The sequence below is a fragment of the Rouxiella badensis genome (assembly GCF_026967515.2).
GTDB lineage: Bacteria > Pseudomonadota > Gammaproteobacteria > Enterobacterales > Enterobacteriaceae > Rouxiella > Rouxiella badensis.
On the sequence record NZ_CP114062.1, the window covers coordinates 197327 to 220135 of the forward strand.

At 55.2% G+C, this 22809-nt stretch carries 23 protein-coding genes; 11 read left to right on the forward strand and 12 right to left on the reverse strand.

The features are described from left to right. The first annotated feature begins 51 nt into the window (after nt 1-51). The gene (guaA, locus tag O1V65_RS01105) at nt 52-1629 is read left to right on the forward strand and encodes a glutamine-hydrolyzing GMP synthase (protein WP_017493891.1); all 1578 of its coding nucleotides are present in this window, start codon (nt 52-54) and stop codon (nt 1627-1629) included. Between the two features lie 68 nt (nt 1630-1697). Here the strand turns inward: guaA and O1V65_RS01110 are convergent, their stop codons facing one another. Continuing rightward, nucleotides 1698-2477 (reverse strand): NAD(P)H-dependent oxidoreductase, encoded by a 780-nt coding sequence (locus tag O1V65_RS01110; protein ID WP_017493890.1) that lies wholly within the window; start codon nt 2475-2477, stop codon nt 1698-1700. Nucleotides 2478-2562: 85 nt separating this feature from the next. Between O1V65_RS01110 and O1V65_RS01115 the strand changes: the two genes are divergently transcribed. Both O1V65_RS01115 and O1V65_RS01120 read left to right on the forward strand, forming a co-directional pair. Then, on the forward strand, nt 2563-3465 hold the full coding sequence (locus O1V65_RS01115) for a LysR family transcriptional regulator (protein ID WP_026110794.1): 903 nt from the start codon (nt 2563-2565) through the stop codon (nt 3463-3465). A 123-nt stretch (nt 3466-3588) separates the two neighbouring features. Beyond that, on the forward strand, nt 3589-4293 hold the full coding sequence (locus O1V65_RS01120) for a molybdate ABC transporter substrate-binding protein (RefSeq protein WP_269130096.1): 705 nt from the start codon (nt 3589-3591) through the stop codon (nt 4291-4293). Nucleotides 4294-4388: 95 nt separating this feature from the next. Here O1V65_RS01120 and O1V65_RS01125 read toward each other — a convergent pair whose 3' ends face one another. The 11 genes from O1V65_RS01125 to O1V65_RS01175 form a co-directional block, all read right to left on the reverse strand. Then, the gene (locus tag O1V65_RS01125) at nt 4389-5060 is read right to left on the reverse strand and encodes a DUF3313 domain-containing protein (protein WP_269130097.1); all 672 of its coding nucleotides are present in this window, start codon (nt 5058-5060) and stop codon (nt 4389-4391) included. A 77-nt stretch (nt 5061-5137) separates the two neighbouring features. Further along, nucleotides 5138-5572, reverse strand: coding sequence for a GNAT family N-acetyltransferase (locus tag O1V65_RS01130; protein ID WP_017493886.1), 435 nt, complete (start codon nt 5570-5572; stop codon nt 5138-5140). Between the two features lie 58 nt (nt 5573-5630). Then, nucleotides 5631-6911, reverse strand: coding sequence for an OprD family porin (locus O1V65_RS01135; RefSeq protein ID WP_017493885.1), 1281 nt, complete (start codon nt 6909-6911; stop codon nt 5631-5633). Nucleotides 6912-7039: 128 nt separating this feature from the next. Further along, on the reverse strand, nt 7040-8443 hold the full coding sequence (locus O1V65_RS01140; RefSeq protein ID WP_165429301.1) for an FAD-binding oxidoreductase: 1404 nt from the start codon (nt 8441-8443) through the stop codon (nt 7040-7042). A 37-nt stretch (nt 8444-8480) separates the two neighbouring features. Then, a complete protein-coding gene (locus tag O1V65_RS01145; RefSeq protein WP_017492374.1) occupies nt 8481-9296 on the reverse strand; it encodes an ABC transporter permease in 816 nt (271 codons plus the stop codon). A 1-nt stretch (nt 9297) separates the two neighbouring features. Continuing rightward, on the reverse strand, nt 9298-10128 hold the full coding sequence (locus O1V65_RS01150) for an ABC transporter ATP-binding protein (RefSeq protein WP_017492375.1): 831 nt from the start codon (nt 10126-10128) through the stop codon (nt 9298-9300). Next, complete coding sequence (locus tag O1V65_RS01155; protein ID WP_017492376.1) at nt 10125-11102, reverse strand: ABC transporter substrate-binding protein; 978 nt, start codon at nt 11100-11102, stop codon at nt 10125-10127. Before O1V65_RS01155 ends, O1V65_RS01150 begins: the two co-directional genes overlap by 4 nt. Nucleotides 11103-11115: 13 nt before the next feature. Then, the gene (locus O1V65_RS01160) at nt 11116-11997 is read right to left on the reverse strand and encodes a creatininase family protein (RefSeq protein WP_017492377.1); all 882 of its coding nucleotides are present in this window, start codon (nt 11995-11997) and stop codon (nt 11116-11118) included. A 15-nt stretch (nt 11998-12012) separates the two neighbouring features. Next, nucleotides 12013-12483 carry a RidA family protein gene (locus O1V65_RS01165; protein ID WP_017492378.1) on the reverse strand — a complete coding sequence of 157 codons (471 nt, stop codon included), beginning with the start codon at nt 12481-12483 and terminating at the stop codon, nt 12013-12015. After that, on the reverse strand, nt 12473-13774 hold the full coding sequence (locus O1V65_RS01170; protein ID WP_269130098.1) for an amidohydrolase family protein: 1302 nt from the start codon (nt 13772-13774) through the stop codon (nt 12473-12475). Before O1V65_RS01170 ends, O1V65_RS01165 begins: the two co-directional genes overlap by 11 nt. Then, nucleotides 13774-14742, reverse strand: a complete 969-nt coding sequence (locus O1V65_RS01175) for a PDR/VanB family oxidoreductase (protein ID WP_017492380.1) — start codon at nt 14740-14742, stop codon at nt 13774-13776. The genes O1V65_RS01170 and O1V65_RS01175 overlap by 1 nt, the downstream gene beginning before the upstream one ends. A 235-nt stretch (nt 14743-14977) precedes the next feature. Here O1V65_RS01175 and O1V65_RS01180 point away from each other — a divergent pair, with 235 nt between their 5' ends. The 8 genes from O1V65_RS01180 (at nt 14978) to O1V65_RS01215 (ending at nt 22799) form a co-directional block, all read left to right on the forward strand. Continuing rightward, nucleotides 14978-15889, forward strand: coding sequence for a LysR family transcriptional regulator (locus O1V65_RS01180; protein WP_165429306.1), 912 nt, complete (start codon nt 14978-14980; stop codon nt 15887-15889). Between the two features lie 281 nt (nt 15890-16170). After that, entirely contained in the window at nt 16171-17160 is a 990-nt protein-coding gene (locus O1V65_RS01185) for an ABC transporter substrate-binding protein (protein WP_017492382.1), read from the forward strand. An 11-nt stretch (nt 17161-17171) separates the two neighbouring features. After that, a complete protein-coding gene (locus tag O1V65_RS01190; protein ID WP_017492383.1) occupies nt 17172-18590 on the forward strand; it encodes an amidohydrolase family protein in 1419 nt (472 codons plus the stop codon). A 29-nt stretch (nt 18591-18619) separates the two neighbouring features. Beyond that, nucleotides 18620-19609 carry an isopenicillin N synthase family dioxygenase gene (locus O1V65_RS01195; protein ID WP_017492384.1) on the forward strand — a complete coding sequence of 330 codons (990 nt, stop codon included), beginning with the start codon at nt 18620-18622 and terminating at the stop codon, nt 19607-19609. Nucleotides 19610-19654: 45 nt separating this feature from the next. Next, the gene (locus O1V65_RS01200; protein ID WP_017492385.1) at nt 19655-20167 is read left to right on the forward strand and encodes a LysR substrate-binding domain-containing protein; all 513 of its coding nucleotides are present in this window, start codon (nt 19655-19657) and stop codon (nt 20165-20167) included. Nucleotides 20168-20435: 268 nt separating this feature from the next. Next, on the forward strand, nt 20436-20699 hold the full coding sequence (locus O1V65_RS01205; RefSeq protein WP_017492386.1) for a hypothetical protein: 264 nt from the start codon (nt 20436-20438) through the stop codon (nt 20697-20699). 211 nt (nt 20700-20910) lie between these two features. Next, nucleotides 20911-22182, forward strand: coding sequence for an OprD family outer membrane porin (locus O1V65_RS01210; RefSeq protein ID WP_084912116.1), 1272 nt, complete (start codon nt 20911-20913; stop codon nt 22180-22182). Between the two features lie 311 nt (nt 22183-22493). Further along, nucleotides 22494-22799, forward strand: coding sequence for a YdgH/BhsA/McbA family protein (locus O1V65_RS01215; RefSeq protein WP_017492388.1), 306 nt, complete (start codon nt 22494-22496; stop codon nt 22797-22799). The last annotated feature ends 10 nt before the right edge of the window (nt 22800-22809 follow it).

Consider the following 22809-nt stretch of genomic DNA (forward strand, 5'->3'; position numbering starts at 1 on the left):
CCGTTTCTTAGTTCTTTTTTAAAACTTTAACCGCTCTGGAAAATCACCCGCATGAGTGAAAATATTCATAAGCATCGCATTCTTATCCTCGATTTCGGCTCCCAGTACACCCAACTGGTAGCGCGTCGCGTTCGTGAACTCGGCGTGTACTGCGAACTCTGGGCCTGGGATGTGACCGAAGCTCAAATCCGTGAATTCAACCCGAACGGCATCATCCTGTCTGGCGGCCCGGAAAGCACCACCGAAGAAGGCAGCCCGCGCGCGCCGGATTACGTATTCGAAGCCGGTGTTCCCGTTCTTGGCGTGTGCTACGGCATGCAGACCATGGCAATGCAGTTGGGTGGACGCGTTGAAGGCTCAACCGAGCGTGAGTTTGGCTATGCACAGGTTGAAGTGCAGACCAACAGCGCCCTGGTTCGTGGCATTGAAGACGCCCTGAGCGCCGACAACAAGCCGCTGCTTGATGTGTGGATGAGCCATGGCGATAAAGTCACCGCGATCCCTTCAGACTTCGTTACCGTTGCCAGCACCGACACCTGCCCGTTTGCCATTATGGCCAACGAAGAAAAGCGCTTCTACGGCGTGCAGTTCCACCCGGAAGTGACGCACACCCGTCAGGGCCTGCGCATGTTGGAACGCTTCATCATCGATATCTGTCAGTGTGAAGCGCTGTGGACCCCGGCTAAAATCATCGAAGACGCGATTGAGCGTTTGAAAGTGCAGATTGGCAACGACCACGTGATCCTCGGCCTGTCCGGTGGCGTTGACTCTTCCGTTACCGCGATGCTGCTGCACCGTGCAATCGGTGACCGCCTGACCTGCGTCTTCGTTGACAACGGCCTGCTGCGTCTGAATGAAGCCGACCAGGTTCTGGAAATGTTCGGTGACCGTTTCGGTCTGAACATCGTCCACGTTGCTGCCGAAGAGCGTTTCCTGTCTGCTCTGGCGGGCGAGAACGATCCTGAAGCCAAGCGTAAAATCATTGGCCGCGTGTTTGTTGAAGTCTTCGATGAAGAAGCCTGTAAACAAGACGCAGTGAAATGGCTGGCGCAGGGCACTATCTATCCTGACGTTATCGAGTCTGCGGCCTCTGCTACCGGCAAAGCGCACGTGATCAAGTCTCACCACAACGTTGGCGGTTTGCCGAAAGAGATGAAGCTGGGTCTGGTTGAGCCGCTGAAAGAGCTGTTCAAAGACGAAGTGCGTAAAATTGGTCTGGAACTGGGCCTGCCTTACGACATGCTTTATCGTCATCCGTTCCCGGGTCCGGGTCTAGGTGTTCGCGTACTGGGCGAAGTGAAGAAAGAGTACTGTGACCTGCTGCGTCGCGCCGATGCTATCTTCATCGAAGAACTGCACAAAGCCGACCTGTACCATAAAGTCAGCCAGGCATTCACCGTGTTCCTGCCGGTGCGTTCCGTCGGTGTGATGGGCGATGGCCGTAAATACGACTGGGTTGTTTCACTGCGTGCAGTAGAGACCATCGACTTTATGACCGCACACTGGGCGCATCTGCCATACGACTTCCTTGGCCGCTGCTCAAACCGTATCATCAACGAAATCGACGGTATTTCCCGCGTTGTTTACGATATCTCTGGTAAACCACCTGCGACTATCGAATGGGAATAAATTCATTATTTATTAATGAATTAGCCTGGTGAAAATGAAAGCCCCCGAAGAGATTCGGGGGCTTTTTTTTATTCCTTCAAATGTACCCCAAATCCTCTCTGACCTTCGGCGAACGCCTCTTTCAGCGTCAGCGCCGGAATTTCATAGTCCCCGCCGTTCTGCTGGCGATAGGGAATAGGTGGGGTGCTAAACAGCGTATCCAGTCGCTGCCCATAGGTGTCACAAAGCTGCCGGAAACGCGCTTCATCGGTCTTGCCGGTGCGATAAAACACCAGCGGTGGCAGCACGTCGAAACCAGGGTAATACAGCACGCCGTGTTGGATTGGGAAAAGGAGATCGTCGACGGGACCATTAATACCGCGTGCGCTGTAGTGCGATTCCCAGCCGCCGGTGGTCACGACCAGCATGGCGCGTTTTCCCGCCATATTCCCCTCGCCGTAGCGGTCGCCCCAATGGCTGTCCGAATGCTCTCCGACGCCATAGGCGAAGCCATAGGCATACACGCGCTCAACCCAGCCTTTCATAATCGCCGGCATTGAGAACCACCACAGCGGGAACTGGAAAATCACCGCATCGGCCCAGGCCAACTTCTCCTGCTCGGCGGCGATGTCCTGGCTCTGCGTGCCTTGTTCATAGGCTCGGCGGGAGTCGACAGCGGGGTTGAACGGGCCATCATTGACGTAGGCGAGGTTGTCCGCCGAGTCTATTTGCGGCTTCCAGTTCATCGCGTAGAGGTCTGAAACCTCAACGCGATGGCCTGCGTCTTCGAGCCGTTTTACGGCAAAATCTTTTAGCGCACCGTTCAGCGACTGGGGTTCAGGGTGGGCATAAACAATCAGGATATTCATCGCAAACTCTCCGTTAAGTGATAAACGCAGAGTAGGTGGCCGTGAGGTATAGTAGAAATGAATTTAAAATATAACAGGTATAGCCATGAACAATTTCAGGAGAATGGATCTCAACCTGCTGCTGACGCTCGACGCGCTACTGACCGAGCATAATGTCACGCGAGCGGCGCAGCGTCTGAATCTCTCGCAGCCGTCGGTAAGCGTTCAGCTGGCTAAACTGCGTGATATTTTTAACGATCCGCTTTTGCTTCCCGGCCCAAGAGGGATGCTGCCGACCGCCAAGGCCGACGAACTCCGCCAGCCGCTGCGTGAGGCCATCGAACTGCTCGAGCGCGCGGTATCTCCCGATAGCGAATTTAATCCTGCAATCAGCAGCAAAACGTGGAACGTATCGGCGTCAGACTACGGTGAGTCGGCCATTTTGCTTCCCACGCTGAGCGCATTCCGCGCGGTTGCACCGCACGCACGGCTAGCAATATTTGAGACCCAGCCTGCGGGGGTGGCCAAAAAAATGGAGCAGGGCGATATCGATGTGCTGTTTCACACCGGCGACGGCGTTCCGGCAGGTCTGCGGCGTAGAAAGTTGTTTGACGAAAGTTATGTCTTGGTCAGCCGCAAGGGGCATCCCCGCCTGGCCAAGCGGCCTACGCTTGCCGAATTTACCGCGCTCGAGCACGTGATGGTCTCGCCAGAGGGCGGAGGTTTTTATGGCATCACCGATAAAATGCTCGAAGAAACCGGGCTGAAGAGAAAGGTGGTGCTGTCGGTTCAACATTTTCTGTTTGCGCTCTCCGCGCTGGCGAGCACCGATTTGGTTGCGATGCTGCCTGCGCGACTGGTCAAGGAGAACAGCACGCTACAGATCTTCGAGCCGCCCATCGAGATACCGGGTTTTGAAATGGCGATGCTGTGGCACGAGCGCTGCCATCGTGACGTAGCCCACCGTTGGTTAAGAGATTTTTTTGCTGCCAGATGTTTAGAAAGCTAGCCGTTCAGGTATTTTGAAAGCAGCGGACGTGAACCCTCGCATTTTAGGCGCGGATGAAATTCACAATCCCTATCACTCCCCTTCAGGAAGCCCAACGCGACGACCTGATAAATCATGAGATAAATGACAATGACTCAAGCAACGCCAGTAGAGGTTATTTGCGCATTCGTGGTGCGCTCGCCCTTCGATGCAGAAATTTTACCCGCGTGGGAGCAGCAGGGTCACGCAGTGCAGGTTAAGTGGGATACAACGTCGGTGATTATGGAGAGCATCCGCAGCGGGTTTCGTTCCGACGTCGCACTGGTTACGGTCAGCGCAATGGATGAACTGGTTGCGGAAGGTATCGTCGACGCCGACAGCCGCGTTGAGCTGGTCGAGTCCAACATTGGCATCGCGGTGAAAGCGGGTGAAGCGCATCCTGATATCTCCAGCAAAGCGGCGTTCATCGCCACGCTGCTGGAGGCCCGTTCGGTGGCCTATTCACTCGGCGGTGCCAGCGGTATCTACTTCAAATCACTGATTGAGAAACTGGGCATTGCCGCCGAGATCAACGCCAAAGCCACCACTCTCCCCGGCGGGTTTACGGCGGAAAAACTGCTGACCGGTGAGGCGAGCCTGGCGATTCAGCAGATAAGCGAGTTGCTGGCGGTACAAGGCATCGAAATAGTGGGCCGCCTGCCGGACGCGGTGCAGAAACCCACGTCGTTCTCCGCCGCGGTGTTTAAAGAGGCGAAAAATCCGGCATTGAGCCGAGAATTCCTCAAGCATTTACAGTCCAGCAGCGCCGCCAACGCCTATCAGGCCAAGGGATTAGACCCGTTATTTTGAGGTCTGCGCCTGACTGCATGGGGGAGCGTCAGTGCTCGATCAATATTTTTCTGCCTCCCGGTGGCCCGCGTTGTCCGCCGGGAGTTCAGAGACGATTACTGCGCAGCTTCGTTAAACTGCGTCACGTCAACCGCCATATTGTCAATGACGCTTTTCAGGTCGTTAACCGTGACCTGTTGAGAGGAGTTCGGCACCGATTTGCCTTCTCCCATGCGTACCACTTTAACGACGGCTTTACCGGTGGCAGCATCGATAAGCTCGCCTTCGAAAAACAGCTCGGTATTTTTGGTACGATGCCCGGTCGCGGTTTGTGTACCCGCGATAACCAGCGCCACCGGGATGACCTCATAGAACTGTATTCCCTGCGTCGAGGTGCTCACGCCAGTAATCGCCCCTTTGAAGATGAGCGAGCCGGGGACCGGCGTGTTGGTTAGAGGCAGCCGTCTTTGCATCGCCGTTTTCAGCCGGGTATTGGCATAGTCGAGCACGCCGTTGAGCGTGTCCTGGCTTATCTGATCGGTGGGTTTAGGCGTTGGGAAGTAAGTCAGAGGTTGGTAGAACAGGGAGGTGTAGTGAGATTTGTTAAACGACGGATCTATCCAGCGCATCACCGTTTTGCCAGAAGGCGTAGTCACCGGCTTTAACTGCGAGTAATCACCTAAAAATCCGGAATATTTCTCGGGTTTCGTCACCTGAGAACTGCATCCATTGAGCACCAGCAGTCCGCCCAGCACGGAAGCCAGCATAACCTTGTTGTATGTTTTCATTGTTAACCTGTTAGTAACTGAATGTGACTAATTAGGTATAGCAGTGATTACTTGTCGTTGAATTGTTTTAAATCAGACTACCGTTTGATCCGAAAATGAAACAGGTAATATTCACCCGTCTCGCTGTCGCCGGTGGAGATAATTTCCCAACCACGGCTTAAATAGAAGGTGACGGCTTTCTCATTTTTGACCAGGCATTTCAGTGAGCCGGTGCGAGTGAAGTTTTGCTCGACGATGCCGAGAAGGTGGCTGCCGACGCCCTGACCTTGTGCGTCAGGAGAGATAAACAGGTTATGCAGAAAGTTTTCGTGCAGATGAATCGACGCGAAACCCAGTATTTTGCCGTCTTGCTCGGCCACAATCACCTTTTCGCCAATGACTTTGCGGTCGAAATCCTCAAGCTTCCAGTCGCTGCTGTCCAACCAAAAAAAAGCCTCTTTGCGCGATGCCAAATACAGGGTGCGTAAGAAGGGGCGGTCGGCTTCCTGATACGGGCGGATTTGAATGGGCAATAGCGACTCCTCTAAGAATAATATTCCCGGGGAAGCCTCCCCGGGAAATTCATTCTAATTAAAAATCGTATTCCAACGCCAGACGGTTCTGCCAGAAGTTTGCATCCGAGGTCGAGGTCGTCTGCACGCCCACGAAATCGGTCACGCTGAGGCCCTTGAGTACGCCGCCAAAACTGTAAGTGCCGTAGACCAGATATTCGGACTGGTTGCTGCTTGACGCGCCTGAGCTGGCGGTCAGGTCCATGAACGAGTAACGGGTACCGACAGAAATGCTCTCGGTCGCCGTCCAGTTCAAGTCGGTAGAGTAGGCGTTGCCGCTGCCCAGGTCCTGAGTACTGGTGAAGAACGGCTGTGCGAAGTACGGGCCAGAAGAGCTGTTGTGCGCATAAGGCGTTACCAGCGCACCGTCGCCGTAGGCGTTATCGCTGGCGGCGATGTGGTCGTAGTTCAGAGACCAACGCAGAGACGGGGTAAAGTTCATCGCGAACTGTGCGCCGTAGCTGGTGCTGTTCACTTCACCTGCTAACGCCTTGCCGTCGCTCACGCCGCGAATAAACTGTAGGCCAATCTTGGGTTGGGAAGGGAGATCCGACCAAGACAGGTAGCTGTCGGCGTACACCATCTTGGTGTAGTTGTTGTAGTCTTCATACCACAGTTGGCCAGTCAGCTTCTTGTCGTCGAGCTTGAGCGCACGACCGCCGCCGATAGCCCACATGCCGTTGGTGGTGCCGTCTGCATCGGTGTATTCGGTGGTGTTCAGGAACTGATCGTCACCCCACGGCTTGAAGCGGGTCACTTTGGTGGCATGCAGGAAGTTGTCGGCGTCGCCATAGTTTGCGTCGATACCGCGGTACAGAATCGGGGTAATACGCCAGTCGTAATCACCGAGGAACGGAATGTTGAGGCGTTGGTCACCGGCGGTAATGCGGAAATCTTGATAGTGCCAGCTCAGGTAGGCTTCGCCGAAGTTGGTCTCGTTTGGACCCAGTTCGCTTACCAGATGGTCTTGATTGTGGTCGATACCACGCTGGAAGATGCCGCTTACACCGAGGCTCAGGCCGTAGTATTCCGCAGTGGTATATTTAACGCTGCCGCCGTAGCTGAAGGTATCCTGTGAGTAACCTTTCGAGAAATAGGCGTTGTGCGTTGAGTAGTCGAGCATACGCAGGCTACCGTGTACCGAACCACAGGTGAACATTTGGGTCAGTGAGTCGGCGACGCCGGCGTCGCAGTCTGACATTGCGGGTGTTGTGGCGGCCAGTGCGTGCCCCATAAAGAGTGCCTGTGAAACCAAAAGCGCGCCCAGCTTCAAAGAGAAGCTGAATTTGTTCATTGTCATGTATCTCATCCTGTCAAAATTAGTATCATTTGCGAGCAGCAAAAAGCTGCCAATATTTGTTGTTTCCCGGATTGCACGCAAACGGTTGCCACCGCACCGATAAAGGGGCGGGGGCATAATAGTTATTTTTATCGGTCAGTCAATAAGAGAGGGTTATCATCAATAATTAACTGGTCGCGTATTTCCCAGCCGCGCAGCTTTCCGGGATTAAGTAACCCATTGGGATCCAGAGATTTTTTAACGGAAACCACCTCCGGACGGATATTTCCCTGTTTACCGTCTTCAATTTGAAAAACGTGCGGGTTGTTTATTTTTACGTCACGCTCGCGGAAGATTTGCATTATTTCATTCAGTCTCTCCTCGGTGGAATAACGTACTAACTGCAAACCGCTGGCGGTGATATTTCCCTCGTTATCGCGCAGAAACTCAATGTGCGAAATAACTTCATCGCCAAATAAGGTATTCATGTTAATTATTTGTTGGCGATAATTAGAATAATTAAAAGCTGTTTGTAAATAGGTTAATGAGCTGTCGACTTTCAGCGCATGGAGCGTGGTGTGGTTCCAGCAATATTCCAGCAGTGAGGTATTTGTCTCGCGCGCCTCCTCCGCCGTCTGACGGACCGCGTTATGGCCGTTAAAGCGCGCGACTAAACCATGACTCAACCCTTCGCTCTCCTGGGCGACGACGCTGATGACCGCGTGCTGTGTCGCGCGATAGCTGCCGTTCAGGTGGCTGAAATAGCTGGGGATCGGGGCAGCAAATAGCGCAATCTGGCGTTTAACCAGGCCCGGCGAGCGGGCCAACGCGTCGGCGTAATCGAGTGCGTCGGTGAAGTCATCAAAGGCGTCGAGACGTTCAATCCAACGATGAACCGGTGCCAGAGCCAGCTCTACCTCGAGCACAATGCCATTGCTTCCATAAGCGTGATGCAAAAGCAGGGCCTGAGGTGCGGGTACGCTGAGCACCCGCGGCTCGGCTTCAACGGTCATCACTTTTACGCTGAGTACATTGCCCGTCGCACCCAGCGGACCGTAGTTGATGGAACCTATACCGCCAAAGCCCCCGCCGTACAGGCCGCCGAGGCTGGCAAGACGATAGGTGGACGGCATACAGCGCAGCTCCCATCCATGGGGACGGGTGTGGGTTTCAATCTCTGCCAGCTTGATCCCGGCCTGTGCACGTACTGCGCCATTACCGAACTCACAGACCTGATTAAACGCCGTCATGTCGACCAGAATCCCGCCCTCGAGCGGCACCAGCTGACCGTAGTTGCCGGTCGCTCCCCCGCGCATAATCAGCGGCAGTTGATGCCGCACGCAGGCTGCCACCAGCAGGCGCAGCTCTTCTTCGTCGCTAGGGCGTACCACCGCATCGGCCTGCTTGTCTTCAAGCTGGCGTTTCAGTACCGGGCTAAACCAGTGAAAGTCACGCGACATGCGTTTCACCTTCGGGGCCTGCAACGTCCACTCGAGGTCGGGCAGCGCCTGCTGTATCTGCGCTACCGCCTGTTTGCGTTGTTCACTTTCCATCTTCTTCCCTCAATCGATTAAAACCTTTGCGCGACGGTCAATGTGACTGCACCGCTTCACTTTCATGCCAGGCGCGGAGTGCACGGCGGGAGATCCATGACATCACCCCAAACAGCGCGATACCGGTCAGGGAAATCAACAGCAGTGCGGCGAACATAAGCGGGATATCCAGCTGATATCCGGCCTGTAAAATCTGATACGCCAGCCCGGTGTTATTGCCACCGGTACCGGCCACAAATTCCGCCACCACGGCACCAATCAGCGATAAACCACTGGAAATGCGCAGCGCACCAAAGAAGTAAGGCAGCGCCGAAGGTATGCGCAGGCGCAGCAGAATTTGCAGACGGCTAGCGTGACTCAGTTGGAAATAGCTCAGCAGTCCCGGCGACACGCTGCGTAGCCCCTGCGTGGTGTTGGAGATGATCGGGAACACCGCCATCAGCGTCGAGCACACCACCAGCGACAGCGTCGTGTCCTTGACCCAGATAATGATCAGCGGCGCGATAGCGACAATCGGCGTGACCTGTAAGAACACGATGTAGGGAAACAGCGCGGTTTCTACAAAGCGGTTCTGCACCAGCACGAAGGCCACCAGTGCACCGATAACTATCGACAGCAGGAATGAGATCACCGTGATTTTCAGGGTATAGAGCAGCGACATCATCAGCGAACCGAGATTGATCCACAGGCTCTCGAGCATCACCATCGGCGAGGGCACCAGAAACTGTGGGATCTTGAAATAGCTGACCCAGCCCTGCCACAGCAGGATCACGGCGACGGCAACCAGCGTCGGATATAAAATTTTGCGAAAAGTAGGATTACTCATCCACGGTGACGTTTTGGCAGTATTCATCTTATGACTCCATACCCGATTGGCTGGCCTGCAGCAGACTGTCCTGTAGCTGTCTGGCGTAGCGTGCGAAGGTGGGACTGACGCGAAAATCCTCGTCGCGTGGGAAAGGTTCGTTGATGGCGATGTCTTCCACCACGCGGCCCGGCCTCGCTGCCATCATGATCACCCGCTGCGAGAGGAACACAGCTTCGTGGATTGAATGAGTCACAAAGACCACGGTGAGGCCCTGTTCGCGCCACAGGCGCAACAGGTCGCTGTCGAGCCTGTTGCGGGTGATTTCATCCAGTGCGCCAAAGGGTTCGTCCATCAGCAGCAGTTTCGGGCGCGTCACCAGCCCTCGGGCGATCGACACGCGCATCTGCATGCCGCCCGAAAGCTCGCGCGGCAACACCTTGGCGAACTTACCCAGTCCGACCAACTCCAGCGCCTCGCTGACCCGGGTATTGGCTTCGGCGCGCGGCACACCGGCGAGGTCCAGCGGCAGACGCACGTTGTTATGCACGTTGCTCCACGGCATCAGTGTCGCCTCCTGAAACACAAAGGAGAGCGGCACCTGCGCCTTCTCGCGGCTATCTTTGCGCCACAGCATCAGCTTGCCGTCGCTCGGTTCAACCAGTCCGGCAACCATTTTCAGCAGCGTACTTTTTCCACAGCCGGACGGCCCGAGCAGCGTCACAAACTCACCCTGATTAATGGTCAGATTCACCGGCAGCAGCGCGCGCGTGCCGTTGCTGTATATTTTCTCCGCCGACAGCACCTCAATGGCCGGTGTGCCGAGCGCGTGGTGGGGGCGTTCTTCGCCTATCACCGTCAGATTGGGGGCGGTATTCATGGCATGACCTTTGCGTCTTTGATCAAGTCGAGGCTGTAGGTCTGGTCAAACGGCACCTTGCTCGGGTCGATCAGCTTGTTTTTGACCAGCATGTCCCAGGTCTCTTTCAGGCGTGGCACGGTAATGATGCCGATGCCGCCGGTCTGAGCATCACCGCCGGTAACCAGTTGGTATTTCTTCATTTGTGCAATCCCGAAGGCAATCTGGTCGACGCCCATGCGTGGGTTATCCTTGCGGATCAGTTCGTTACCCGCCGTAGGGTCCTGCAAGTAGGCTTTCCAACCCTGCATCGACGCCTTGATGAAGGCAGCCAGCGCGGCCGGGCGTTTCTTGACGGTGTCGGCCATGCAGATAATCGAGTTGCCGTAAGGTGGATAACCCCAGTCGCTAAGCGGGTAGACATAGAACGGCTTGCCGCCCTTTTCAACCGAGAAAGGCTCCGAGGTCACGTAGCCCTGCTGCACCAGGTTGTTGTCGGCCAGGAACGGCTGCACGCTGAAGGTATAAGGACGGATTTTGGCGTTGGCGAGACCCAGCTCGCTTTTGGCCCACGGCCAGAAAGAGGTGTAGGCCTCAGTCGCCAGCAGGAAGGTCTTGTCTTTCAGCTCTTCGGGCTTATTCACCTTGTCGTGGCTGATAAACACCGTTGGCGAATGTTGGAACACGGTTGCAACCGTCACCGCGTGCACGCCTGCCTGCCAAGTTTCCAGCGCCTGACCGTTGTCGCCCAGAGTACAGTCGGCCTGACCGGCGGCCATCAGTTGCATCACGTTAACCTGCGGGCCGCCCATTTTAAGGGTGACATCGAGACCGGCGTTCTTGTAAATCCCCTTGGCCTGCGCCTCGTAAAAACCGCCGTGTTCGGCCTGCGCATACCAGTTTGTCAGGAAGGTGATTTTCTCTTCTGCCTGCGCGGAAAGCGACGCTGAGGCCAACAGCAGGGCAAGCAGGGTATAGCTCGGTGAAGGTTTCATTGCGGACATTCCTTTATTCAGAGGCCAAGGAGGACGAAGGAGGCGTAAAACTGCTCTGCACGAAGCCATTCCAGTGGTGTTTGCCCCACGTCGGTTCGCTGCGTGTTTTCCACTCCATCTGGTGGATTTCGGTAATGGCCTGCGCCCAGCTTGCGGCGAGGGAGTCGAGGATCGCATGGCCCTGTTCGGCGGTCGCCGGGGTCGGGTCGCCAAGTACGCCACTCGGCCCAAAGTCGTAGGAGGCCCAGGCGGCGGCAGGGCGGCCGTTCGACAGCGTCGGACAGGGGAATTCCGGCGGATAATTGGCTACGGCATGTTCCATGTGTACGCATTCGGGGGCCAGCGCCAGCATCACGGCGGTTTCGCTGTGACCGGCATGCATCGCCATTTTTTGCTCCTGGGCACTCAAATAGCGGGTCTCAACGTTAGGCACGCGGAACACGTCGTGCGGGATCATAATCATGTCGCCGTGACGCAGGCGCATCTCGCGCGAGGCCATTTGCAGCACCTGCGGTTGTCCACCGTGCCCGTTGATCATCAGCAGCTTGCGAAAACCGGCGCGATACAGGGACTCGGCAACCTCGAGAATGGTTTGCAGCAGCGTGTCGCCGGTCAGCGTGAGCGTGCCGGGGAAGTTAAGATGCTCGTCGGACTTGCCGTAGGTGATAGGCGCAATAGCGTAGGCCGGAATATCGGCCGGCAGGCGAGCCAGCGCGTGACCGGCCACGCCAGAGGAGATGACGCTGTCAACCGAACACGGCAGGTGCGGGCCGTGCTGCTCGATGGCACCGGTCGGCAACACAATCACGGTGTTGGCCTTGTCAGGCAGGGCAGCGATGGCCGTCCAGCTTAGAAACGGGAGAAAGCGCGCTGCGGGAATGTAGCCGTTAATCATACTGTGCCTCGTCGTTTATTTTATTAAGGAGGACTGTGGCAGCCATGCTGTGGCCTCCACTTCAATTAACACCTCGGCGCTGGGCAACATTTCGCTGACCTGTACCACCGTCGAGACCGGCGGTTGTCCGGGATAAAACAGCTTTCTCACCCGGCTGTAGTAGGGGAAGTGGTCGAGGTTACGGAAGTACTGCACCAGCTTGATGACGTCACTCATTTGCCCACCGGCCTCTTCGAGGGTGTGGCGTATGCTTTCCAGTACGTACCAGCTCTGCGCCAGGATCGGTCCCTGTTTGGCGTCGGTCGAGAACTCGCCGGTCTCACCGAGCAGCCTGCGTGCCTCGGCGGGAATATCCGCAAAGCCGCGCACGATAGTGGCCGTCTGCGGATTCACCGGAATAATCCCCGACAGGAAAATGTAATCGCCTGCACGTCGCCAGGCGGCGTATTGCGCGAGCGGTTTGCCCGCACCGGCTTCAAGACTCATGGGTAAACTCCTGATTCCACATCCGTTGATAGGTGAGCTTGCCGTGGCTGATAACCCGGCGCGCCGCGCTGTTTAGAGGCCAGGTTACGCTGTCGCTTCCCGGGAAAATCACCAAATTGGCCGCACTGCCTGCGTTCAGCGGTGAGCTCTGTGCTTTTGCGCCGGTCAGCGCGCCGAGGTCGCAGATAAGCCGCGACTGCTGGTCAAATACCTGGTTGAGCTGGGCGCTAAACAGGGCACAGCTAAGGGTATCGAGCGGGTCATAGCTGCCTGCGGGACAAAACGCGTCCTGCACGTTGTCGCAGCCGAGTAGAGTGGGGATGCCCGCTGTCTGCGCCTCTTTAAGTCGGGTGATGCCGCGCTGGCGCGGGGTACGGCCGACAACCGCGTCCTGCAGCAGCAGGTTGGTCATCGGCAGTGCAATCAGCGTCACGCGATGCTTTGCCAGTTCGGCCAGCACCTGTTGCGCCTGTTGTTCGCTGCCTGAGGCCAGAGCGCAGCCGTGGCTACAGCAGATGTGTCCGGGAAAGTCGTGCCTTGAGAGATAGTCGGCCAGCCACACTAGCCCGTTGGCGCGTTCTGACAGCTCTTCGTCGATGTGCAAATCGAGGTTAAGACGCCAGCGGGCGGCGCTTTCCATCAGGTTCGCCATGGCGGACGGGTTCCAGTTCGACGAGTGTATAAAGCCGCCGAGCAGGCAGCTATCGCCGCTCTGCGCCACTGCGCGTGCGATGGCATCGGCCGAGTTAACGTCGGTGAACAGCGTCAAAGGCGCCAGCGCTACCCGTTCAAGCGTCAAGCCTGTTAGTGCGAGTGCAGCCATCTCGTGCCAGGCAACCGGCGGCGTCGGGTCGAACCAGTCGATGTGGGTGCGTAAATGCGTGACGCCGTGCGCTGCCGCCCACGTCAGACCGCGCAAGCCGCGCTGGCGAAGATCCTGCGGCGTCCAGTGCTGGCGGTCCTGATGCATCGCCTCAATGGCGGCCAGCAAACCCGGCCCTTGCGGACGACTGCGGGTGAGGGTAAAGGTTTTATCCAGATGGGCGTGGGGCTCTATCAATCCCGGCAATACCAGTGCGCCGCCAAGATTCCATAAGTGTTTATTCGACGCCTGGCTCGGCGTCAGTAAGGTAATCAGACCCTGACTGAAATGGATATCGGCCAACACGGGCTCACCGTTTTGCTGCGGCCAGTCGGCAGGAAGCGTCCATGCGGGCAGGCGAGCATGGGCGAGGCCGTTTAACGGCGCGTTGAGGCTCAGGTTCGCCATTGACTGGCTCGGCGTAGACATCACAGGTCCAGCACCAGAACGGGGCTTTTCGAACGAGAGCAGCACAGCGTAATTTGCGTATTCTCGGCGCGCTCTTCCTCGGTTAATACGCAGTCGCGGTGATCGGGAATACCCTCGATGACGTCTGTAATGCAGGATCCGCACACGCCCTGTTCACAGGACAGCATAATATCAACCTTTGCGCTTAACAATACTTCGGCAATGGTTTGACTCGGCGTCACTAAAAATCTTTGTCCGGTCGAATTTAACTGAATATGGAAGCCCTGATTATCGGCGTTGTTATTTAATTCGGCATTGCTAAAACGCTCAAACGATAATTGCGCAGGCTGCCAGCGATGAAACTGCATAATATCCTGTAGGCGTTTAATAAAGCCGTCTGGACCACAGGCCACTACCGCCGTTTCGGCATCCGGTGAGCGTAAACAGGCAGGCGTACGCGCGCGCAGGGAATCGTTTGCGTCGCTGTAGTGAAGAAAGACGTGATTGGCCAGCATTGGCGCACTGCAACGCGACATAAACGCCGTTTCCTGCTCGCGTGAGACATAGTAATGCAGTTCAAAATCAATATTTTGTTTAGCAATTTCCTCCGCCATTGCCAGCAGCGGCGTAATGCCAATGCCGCCTGCAAACAGCAGGAAACGCCGCGCCTGCGGCAGAGGGAAATGATTGCGTGGTGCGGAGATTTTTAGGCCGTCACCGACGTTGAGCTGGTGGTGAAGATAGTGCGATCCGCCGGTTGATAATGGTGCCAGTTTAATACAAATCTCGTAATATTCTTCGCCGCCATTTTCACCGCAAAGAGAATACTGCCGTGGACCTTTTTCAGGAATAAAAACGTCGATGTGCGCGCCCGGAGAATAACGCGGTAAAACGCTTCCAGCTTGGGCAATAAGCTGTAATGAAATATTCCCTGCACCATTATTATTCATTTTTTTAACTGTGACTGGAATTAACTCTGCATCTTTCATTATGATTTGCCGTTTTACCCTTAATTAATCACGTTGAGTTTTTTTGTGATGAATGTGGACTCAACCCATAAACGCGTTTAACCGCACCGTCGGCGGGATACCCGCTAAATCGATCGCTTTATGTGCTTTGAAACGAATGTTCCTGTTGCCTTGAAAACTACGTTATTGTTATAAAACCGTTGCGTCCAGCGCTTTGATTCGCACATCCCGTTGCATAAAAGAGAGCACTCGAAATATGTTCGCATTCTCCCGTTTTCTACTGTATTTCACGGAAGTTGCCCGTCAGGGATCGTTTCGCAAGGCCTCGGAAACCCTGCACGTTGCCGCCTCATCCATCGACAGGCAGATACTGCGGGTTGAGAAAGAGCTGGCGATGCCGCTGTTTGAAAGACACCCGACCGGGCTGAGACTGACTGCCGCCGGGGAGCTGTTGCTGCATGCGGCCAATAACTGGAAGAAAGATTTCTCCCGCGTCTGCGAACAGCTCGACGACCTGCGTGGACTGCGACGCGGGCATGTGCGTATCGCGACCATCGACGCCATCAACCGGCACTTCTTCTCGTCGATGCTCAAAAAGGTCCATCACGAATATCCGAATATCTCTTTCACGCTGACCACCATGAACAATATCGATATCCAGCAGGCGTTGATGTCGGGCGACGCCGACTTTGGCATCATGCTCAATCCTCAGAGCTCGAAGGAGCTACAGGTGCGGGCGTTCGCCGAGATTAATCTCGGCATCGTGGTGCCCAAAGAGCATCCGCTGGCAGGGCGGAGCGGAGTGCGTTTCAGCCAGTGCATCGAGTATCCGTTTATCATACCCTCGGCGCCGTTAATGCTGTCGGAGCCGGTCGAGGCGCTGGTCAATATCAACGGTGGCAGGGTTAACGAAGTCGCTGTTTCCAATAATATTCATATGATCAGGTCATTAATCAAAGAGCAGATTGGCATCGGTATTCTGTGCTGGCTGGATATCATGGACGAGGTCATCAGCGATGAACTGGCGTTTATTCCGTTGACCGATCCCCAACTGAAATCCTTCACCCTGTCGCTGTGCGTTGCGCCTTCGCGCCAGTTGTCTTTAGCGGCCTCGATGATGCTCAAACAACTGGAGATGCTGTTCAGCCAAATTGAGAACCGCGCTTAGCTGTCGTCCAGGTGCACTATTTTGGTGCCTGCTGCTCTGCATTGAATCAAAGGTTGCAGAGTGGGCCGGGTTTTTTGGGGGGCAATTTCCGCACAAAGGGCATGGATAGGGCATTGGTCAACTTGGCACCGTTTTTGTATAACTGAAAGTGAGTAGAAGCGGTCAGTGCGGGAACTCCGCGCGGGACATTGCTCAGCAACCATTTCGCATTTCACACTTTGCGCCGATGGGAGGCTGAGCCGCGTCTGCTTTGCCCCTCTTCGGCAACAATGAGAGGAGCAATGAAAATGACATCTCGATTGCCGCTGTCATGCTGTGTTCTGGGCACGCTGCTACTTGGCGCCTTTTCGCAGGCCGCTCAGGCCGATGAAAAGATTGCCCTGCTGACGTCCTGGTACGCTCAGGCCGAGCAGGGCGGATATTATCAGGCGCTGGCGACCGGCATTTACAAACGCTACGGGCTGGACGTCAGCATTCAGTCTGGCGGTCCGCAGGTCAACGGCATGCAGTTGCTGTTGGCCAAGCGCGCCGACGTAATTATCGGCTATGACCTACAGCTGCTCGATGCCGTGCAGCGTGGCTTTCCGGCCAAGGCTATCGCCGCACCCTTCCAGTTTGACCCGCAGGGTCTGCTGACCCACGCTTCCGTCACCTCGCTCGATGGCCTGAAAGGCAAAACCATTCTGGTCTCCAGTTCGGGGCAATCCACCTGGTGGCCATGGCTGAAAGCGCAGTATCACCTCACCGACGCGCAGGCGCGCCCCTACACCTTCAACATTCAGCCTTTCGTGGCCGACGACAACGTCGCGCAGCAGGCCTACGTCAGTTCCGAGGTGTTTCAGGCGCAGAAGGCGGGCGTAAAGTCGAACTTCTTCCTGTTTTCCGAGCACGGTTATCCGCCGTATGGCGGGATCCTGATCGCTCGTCCTGACCTGATTGCCAGCCGCAAAGAGGCACTGGCAAAGTTCGTTCGCGCCTCGATGGAAGGCTGGGTGAGCTATTTGCAGAATCCGGCACCGGGCAATGCCTTGATCAAGAAAGATAATCCGAAGATGACCGACGATTTGCTCGCCTGGGGCGTATCGCAGATTAAACAGCATCACCTGATTGACGGCGGCGACGCGGCAACGCAGGGCTGGGGCACCATGACCGATGCGCGCTGGCAGAAAACTCGAAACTTTATGGTCAACGCCGGTCTGCTCAAGGCCGACACTGACTGGAAGCAGGCCTACACCACAGACATCGTGCAGGGCCTGCACGTTGAACCTTAAGGAGCGCTGCCATGACACTGCTGATTAGAAATGCTCACGCGATCCTCACCGGTCTGCCGGGTGCGGCGTCGCGCCATGCGGGGCCAGACATGCGGATTCGCGACGGCGTTATCGAGGCAATGGGCGCACTGAGCCCGCTGGCCGACGAGCGCATCATCGATGCCCGCGACTGCGTGGTGTACCCGGCATGGGTTAATACCCACCATCATCTGTTTCAGTCACTGCTGAAAGGCGAGCCGCAGGGGCTGAACCAGAGTCTGACCGCGTGGCTGAGCGCAACGCCTTACCGTTTTCGCGCGGCGTTCGACGAAAGCACTTTTCGGCTGGCGGTGCGCGTTGGGCTGATTGAGCTGCTGCGTTCCGGCTGCGCCACCGTGGCCGACCATAACTATCTTTATTGGCCGGATATGCCTTTCGATACCTCAGATATCATTTTTAGCGAGGGAGAAGCGCTGGGAATGCGCATCGTGCTGTGTCGCGGTGGAGCAACCCAGTCGCGCGCCATTGAGCAGGACCTGCCGCTGGCGCTGCGTCCGGAAGGTTTCGACGCCTACATGACTGACGTTGAACGACTGGTCGGGCGTTATCACGACTCGCGCCCCGAATCGCTGCGTCGCGTGGTGATGGCGCCGACCACCTTGCTGCACTCTGCGCCGGGTGCACAGCTGCGTGAGATGGCGAAGCTTGCACGCCGTTTGGGTATTCGTTTGCACAGTCATCTCTCAGAAACCGTGGACTATCTCGACGCAGCCCGAGCCAAATTCGGCATGACGCCGGTTCAGTTTTGCGCCGAGCATGACTGGCTAGGCAGTGACGTCTGGTTCGCGCATCTGGTCAAGCTGCTGCCGGAGGAAATCACCTTGTTAGGGGCGACGCGCACGGGGATCGCGCACTGTCCGCAAAGTAACGGGCGTCTCGGCAGCGGCATTGCCGATCTGCTGGCGCTTGAAAAGGCTGGGGTGCCAGTTTCGCTCGGCGTTGACGGCGCGGCCTCCAACGAGGCGGCGGATATGCAAAGTGAGGCGCACGCCGCGTGGCTGTTGCAGCGCGCACGTAAAGGCATGCTGGCACAGCCGCGCTACGAGGGCGGCACCTTTGAAGGCGGAGCCGATGCCGCCACCATCGAAGACGTGGTGCGTTGGGGGAGTGCGGGCGGTGCGCAAATCCTCGGGCTATCGCGCAGCGGCACGCTACAGCCGGGCATGCTCGCCGATATCGCCGTTTATCGTCTCGACGATCCGCGCTACTTCGGGCTGCACGACATGGCCATTGGCCCGGTGGCCTGCGGGGGACGCGCCTCGCTGAAAGCCCTGCTGATCAACGGTCGCATGATTGTCGAAAACGACAGCGTGCCGGGCCTCGACCTTGACGCCCTGCGCGTCGACGCGATGGCGGCGGTAAAAACCTTACAGCAGCGTGCGCTCGCATAAACCCTATGATAAAGATCAGGAAAAACATCATGACTCAGACTACTCAAAACCAAGCTTACGCACTGAAAGAACTGGAGAAAGAGGCTCAGATGGGGGCCATGGGGGAAGAGACCTTTACCCGCGAGGTGCGCTGCATCGACCTTTCTGATTTTGAAAAACGCAAAAGTGAGATAGCAGACCAGCTGTGGCAGGCGGCGGTAGAGATTGGCTTCTTCCAGGTAAGCCACCACGGCATCGATTTGGCCGATATCCGTCGTGCATTTAACATGACAGAGAGCTTCTTCTCGTTACCGAACGAGGTGAAGGCGCAGTATCCGCTAGCGAGAAACGCTGGATGGGAGAACAAGTCGCAGGTGCGTCCGTCAACCAAAACGCCGGATCAGAAAGAGTCTTATCAGATCACGCGCCCATTGATGGACCCGCTGTGGCCAAGTGAACAGGAGCTGCCTGCGTTTAAAAATACCATGCTGGCCTTCGAGTCGCAGTGCTGGCAACTGGGCATGAAGCTGCTCTCCTGCTTCGCGCTCAAGCTGGGGTTTGCCGAACACTTCTTTGAGGAGGCGCATAATCCGAATCGTGAAACCTATCAGAGCACGCTGCGCATGCTGCACTACTATGCGACGGAGCAGTCGCAGCAGGGCATGTGGCGCGCCGGGGCTCATACCGATTTTGACTGCCTGACGCTGTTGTTCCAGCGTCCGGGGCAGGGTGGATTGCAGGTTTGCCCGGGTAAAGACCACGAAAGCCAGCAGTGGACCAGCATTGAGCCGCGTGAAGAGGTGATCACCTGCAATATCGGTGACATGCTGATGCGCTGGAGTGACGACCAGCTGCCGTCGAACTTCCACCGCGTCAGAAGCCCGCTGCCGGGCGAATATCAGGGGCCGCGCTACAGTCTGGCGTTCTTCTGCCAGGCAAATAAGGACGTCGAGATTCTGGGGCCGGGCGCGAAATATCCGCCCATCAGCGCCGAGGATTATTTGCAACAGCGTATTCAGGCGAACTTCTCGAAGGGATAAACCCCCCTCTTAATTGAACGTTGCGGATGATATAGCCATCAAGCGATGGCTATATTTTTATCTGCCGCAGCATATTTAGCCGATCCTGCCGTCGTGATTAGTCGCGATGCACCCGATCGTCCTTTAATCAAACCGTTGACCGATATTAGCTCGGGTCTTTACGCCAGTCCTGAATATATGAGTCAGTATGCGGCGATTGAGAAACCCGAAGACTTGCCGCGTTATGACTATATTTTGCTGCGGGGTTTCGCGCATACCATCGTGTTACCTTTTCGCAAGGAAAAGCAAAAGTTGGACATTGAGGTGCGAAGCCGTTTTCGAGCCAATAACAGCACAATATTACTGAGCTCGGCGGTAGCTGGAACGGGTATTGTGTATATTCCCGACTATATGGCGCGTGAGGCGATGAGAAAGGGGGAGTTTATCCGTATTTTGCCCGAATGGAAAATGGATACTTACCGTGCCTGGATGCTATTTAAGTCGGAAAAAACGCTCTCTTTCAGCGTTAAACGTTTTGCCGAAGATCTCCTACGGCGGATCCAGCGCGAGTCGGTGTAGAAAGGCTGTGCTTCATTGGGTGATCGCTATCTCAAAACGGGTATTTTTCAGAACCTCAAAAGGTTGTAGAATTAAATAATGTGGAAGAGAATGAAGATATAATGCCTTATTTTTCAATATGACATTATTTTTATAACAATAATTATTGTCTTAATGCTACCTTAATCATTAATGTGATAAAAGCCGCACATTCAAAATGTTAACCAAGATACTTTTACCGTCTATAGTTATCAGCATCAGGTATAAACATCAGAGAAAAGGAGCGACTATGGTGTGTAAACACAACCCGGCGGACATCGCGCCTATGTTGCGGAGTATGGACAGCCTTATGCGCTGGTGCTTTATGGCAAGCATCGTTGCTGCGCTTTCGGCAATCATCAATTATGTCTCCCTGCCTGAACCCACGCCGAGATTGCTGATTCAGACGCTTCTGGCCTTGGGCTGTGTAGGATTGGGGATATATCTTTCACTGCGTATTTCTAAATTAGAATCCAATCTCGATCATTCGGTTAAAGGTTATCCGAGAACCTGACGTTTTCCACATATTTACAAGTATTTAACGATGCCCTGATCTCTCAGGGCATTTTTTTTCTGTCATCGCGCCTAAAAAAAATAGGCTTAGGACGCGAATTATTTTTTTGGCATTTTCGCAAGTAGGGTATGCTTGCCCCGCCGGAAATAGGGTTTTCCGGATTTGTATATTTATGAATCACTTTAGATAAGAAAAAACAGGTTAACGCACCGTGAAAAAAATTTTGCCATTATCGCTTTTGGCAGCGCTTTGTGCGCAGTCTGCCTATGCCGACACCGTCCAGGATAACAATGGGTTTATCGCCGATAGCCATCTCAATGTGCTGCTGCGCAATGCCTATATCGACCGTAACTACAAACCAGACGGCGTGCGGACGCGTGAAGAGTGGGGCCAGGGCCTTATCGCCAACTTCACTTCTGGGTTTACACAGGGTCCGGTAGGTTTCGGCTTTGACGCGCTTGGCCAATACGCCGTTCGCCTCGACGGTGGTCGTGGTCATAGCGGCGCAGGCGGCATCGACTTCTTCTCGCAGGACCAGGACGGACGCGCCAAGTCTGACCTCGCCAAATTTGGCGCAACGGCCAAAATGCGTATCTCCAAAACCGTTCTGAGTTATGGCACCCAGGCACCTGAGTTGCCTATCCTCACCGCCGATAGTTCACGCCTGCTTGATGAAACCTACACCGGTTTTATGATTGATTCGCAGGAAATCGACGGGCTGGATATTACCGCCGGTCATTTCACCGACGAACAGCAAAAAAGTGATGACAGCCACAACAGCGGCCTGCACGGCCTGAGCTTTGGCGGTGCGCGCTACCAGTTTAACGATCGTCTGAGCGGCTCACTGTATGCATCGAACGTAGAAGGCGTGCTGAACAAGCAGTATCTGGGCATGACCTATCGTCAGCCTTTGGCGCCAGAGCATGCGTTGATTTTCGACTTCAACGGCTATAAATCACGCCTGACTCAAGACTATGCCAACACGCTCGATACCGGGCGCAGCAACGATATTTGGAGCCTGGCAACTAGCTATGTCGCCGGCATCCACACCTTCAAACTGGCTTACCAGCAGAGCAACGGCAGCACCGGCTATAACTACGGCGGCTACCGCAAAAATGGCGGGGTTGGCGATGGCGGCAACACCATCTGGCTGTCAAACTCCTACTGGTCAGATTTCAACGGTCAGGGCGAGCGCTCCTGGCAGCTGGCTTACTCGGTTGACCTCAGTGGGCTTGGCGTTCAGGGCCTGAGCTATGACGTGGCATACGTGCGCGGCGATAATATTCAGACCTCCGAAACCACCAACGGCCACGAGCACGAACTGTTTAACCAGATTCAGTACAAGGTGCCAGACGGCGTGGCGAAAGGCCTGAAGCTCAAACTGCGCTACTCGGTTCTGCGCGTATCTTCCGATGCCTCTTCGTATAACGTAGGCGGTAACGAAGTGCGCGTTTACGTCGAATACCCAATTTCTATCTTCTAATCGACCTCGACTAAGCGCACTATCTGCCTGAGTGAGCTCTTCACTCAGGCAATCTCTGCTAAAACACCATTTCAAAAAAAGCCAAACTGTAACTAGCTGGTAATATCCTCATTAAAAACTATTTAAAATATTTCTAAAGTTTTCTTAACAATTATTTAGCAACTAAAGCTAAAACTGCCGCTGCAGAAAGGTATTTATTAGGGACGAAGCCGTTAAATGATTTAGAAAGGTAATCACCTGGATTTATCAATGGCGCTGAATAATCCGCTTCAAAAGCTCCAGTTTGAAGACGAATACTGAGGAGTAAGGCTATGAAAGATTTAGTTAAAGACGTTTTATCAATATTCTCTCCACACGACGTTAAACCGGTTCTGATCCGTTCTGGGTTATCACATCGTGAATTAGCCTCCATGCGCGCCGTCGGCGTGACCTCCGTCAGTTGGGCGACCACCCTGGAGGAATTAAATAGCGCTTTTGTTAAGAAAGCTTTGGATGCCGGTGCCGTCGGCTACCACATCACCAACGTGGAATCCCATAAACAGGGCAATGAAGGACAGCACGTCATGGCAGGTACGGCCACGCTCTACAATATTAATCATAAACTGGCCTACGATTAACGCCCCAATG

What these genes read in the sequence shown, in the direction of transcription:
- guaA (WP_017493891.1), top strand. Translation starts at nt 52, where the DNA reads ATGAGTGAAAATATTCATAAGCATCGCATTCTTATCCTCGATTTCGGC.
- O1V65_RS01110 (WP_017493890.1), bottom strand. Translation starts at nt 2,477, where the DNA reads ATGAATATCCTGATTGTTTATGCCCACCCTGAACCCCAGTCGCTGAAC.
- O1V65_RS01115 (WP_026110794.1), top strand. Translation starts at nt 2,563, where the DNA reads ATGAACAATTTCAGGAGAATGGATCTCAACCTGCTGCTGACGCTCGAC.
- O1V65_RS01120 (WP_269130096.1), top strand. Translation starts at nt 3,589, where the DNA reads ATGACAATGACTCAAGCAACGCCAGTAGAGGTTATTTGCGCATTCGTG.
- O1V65_RS01125 (WP_269130097.1), bottom strand. Translation starts at nt 5,060, where the DNA reads ATGAAAACATACAACAAGGTTATGCTGGCTTCCGTGCTGGGCGGACTG.
- O1V65_RS01135 (WP_017493885.1), bottom strand. Translation starts at nt 6,911, where the DNA reads ATGACAATGAACAAATTCAGCTTCTCTTTGAAGCTGGGCGCGCTTTTG.
- O1V65_RS01140 (WP_165429301.1), bottom strand. Translation starts at nt 8,443, where the DNA reads ATGGAAAGTGAACAACGCAAACAGGCGGTAGCGCAGATACAGCAGGCG.
- O1V65_RS01145 (WP_017492374.1), bottom strand. Translation starts at nt 9,296, where the DNA reads ATGAATACTGCCAAAACGTCACCGTGGATGAGTAATCCTACTTTTCGC.
- O1V65_RS01150 (WP_017492375.1), bottom strand. Translation starts at nt 10,128, where the DNA reads ATGAATACCGCCCCCAATCTGACGGTGATAGGCGAAGAACGCCCCCAC.
- O1V65_RS01155 (WP_017492376.1), bottom strand. Translation starts at nt 11,102, where the DNA reads ATGAAACCTTCACCGAGCTATACCCTGCTTGCCCTGCTGTTGGCCTCA.
- O1V65_RS01160 (WP_017492377.1), bottom strand. Translation starts at nt 11,997, where the DNA reads ATGATTAACGGCTACATTCCCGCAGCGCGCTTTCTCCCGTTTCTAAGC.
- O1V65_RS01165 (WP_017492378.1), bottom strand. Translation starts at nt 12,483, where the DNA reads ATGAGTCTTGAAGCCGGTGCGGGCAAACCGCTCGCGCAATACGCCGCC.
- O1V65_RS01170 (WP_269130098.1), bottom strand. Translation starts at nt 13,774, where the DNA reads ATGTCTACGCCGAGCCAGTCAATGGCGAACCTGAGCCTCAACGCGCCG.
- O1V65_RS01175 (WP_017492380.1), bottom strand. Translation starts at nt 14,742, where the DNA reads ATGAAAGATGCAGAGTTAATTCCAGTCACAGTTAAAAAAATGAATAAT.
- O1V65_RS01180 (WP_165429306.1), top strand. Translation starts at nt 14,978, where the DNA reads ATGTTCGCATTCTCCCGTTTTCTACTGTATTTCACGGAAGTTGCCCGT.
- O1V65_RS01185 (WP_017492382.1), top strand. Translation starts at nt 16,171, where the DNA reads ATGAAAATGACATCTCGATTGCCGCTGTCATGCTGTGTTCTGGGCACG.
- O1V65_RS01190 (WP_017492383.1), top strand. Translation starts at nt 17,172, where the DNA reads ATGACACTGCTGATTAGAAATGCTCACGCGATCCTCACCGGTCTGCCG.
- O1V65_RS01195 (WP_017492384.1), top strand. Translation starts at nt 18,620, where the DNA reads ATGACTCAGACTACTCAAAACCAAGCTTACGCACTGAAAGAACTGGAG.
- O1V65_RS01200 (WP_017492385.1), top strand. Translation starts at nt 19,655, where the DNA reads ATGGCTATATTTTTATCTGCCGCAGCATATTTAGCCGATCCTGCCGTC.
- O1V65_RS01205 (WP_017492386.1), top strand. Translation starts at nt 20,436, where the DNA reads ATGGTGTGTAAACACAACCCGGCGGACATCGCGCCTATGTTGCGGAGT.
- O1V65_RS01215 (WP_017492388.1), top strand. Translation starts at nt 22,494, where the DNA reads ATGAAAGATTTAGTTAAAGACGTTTTATCAATATTCTCTCCACACGAC.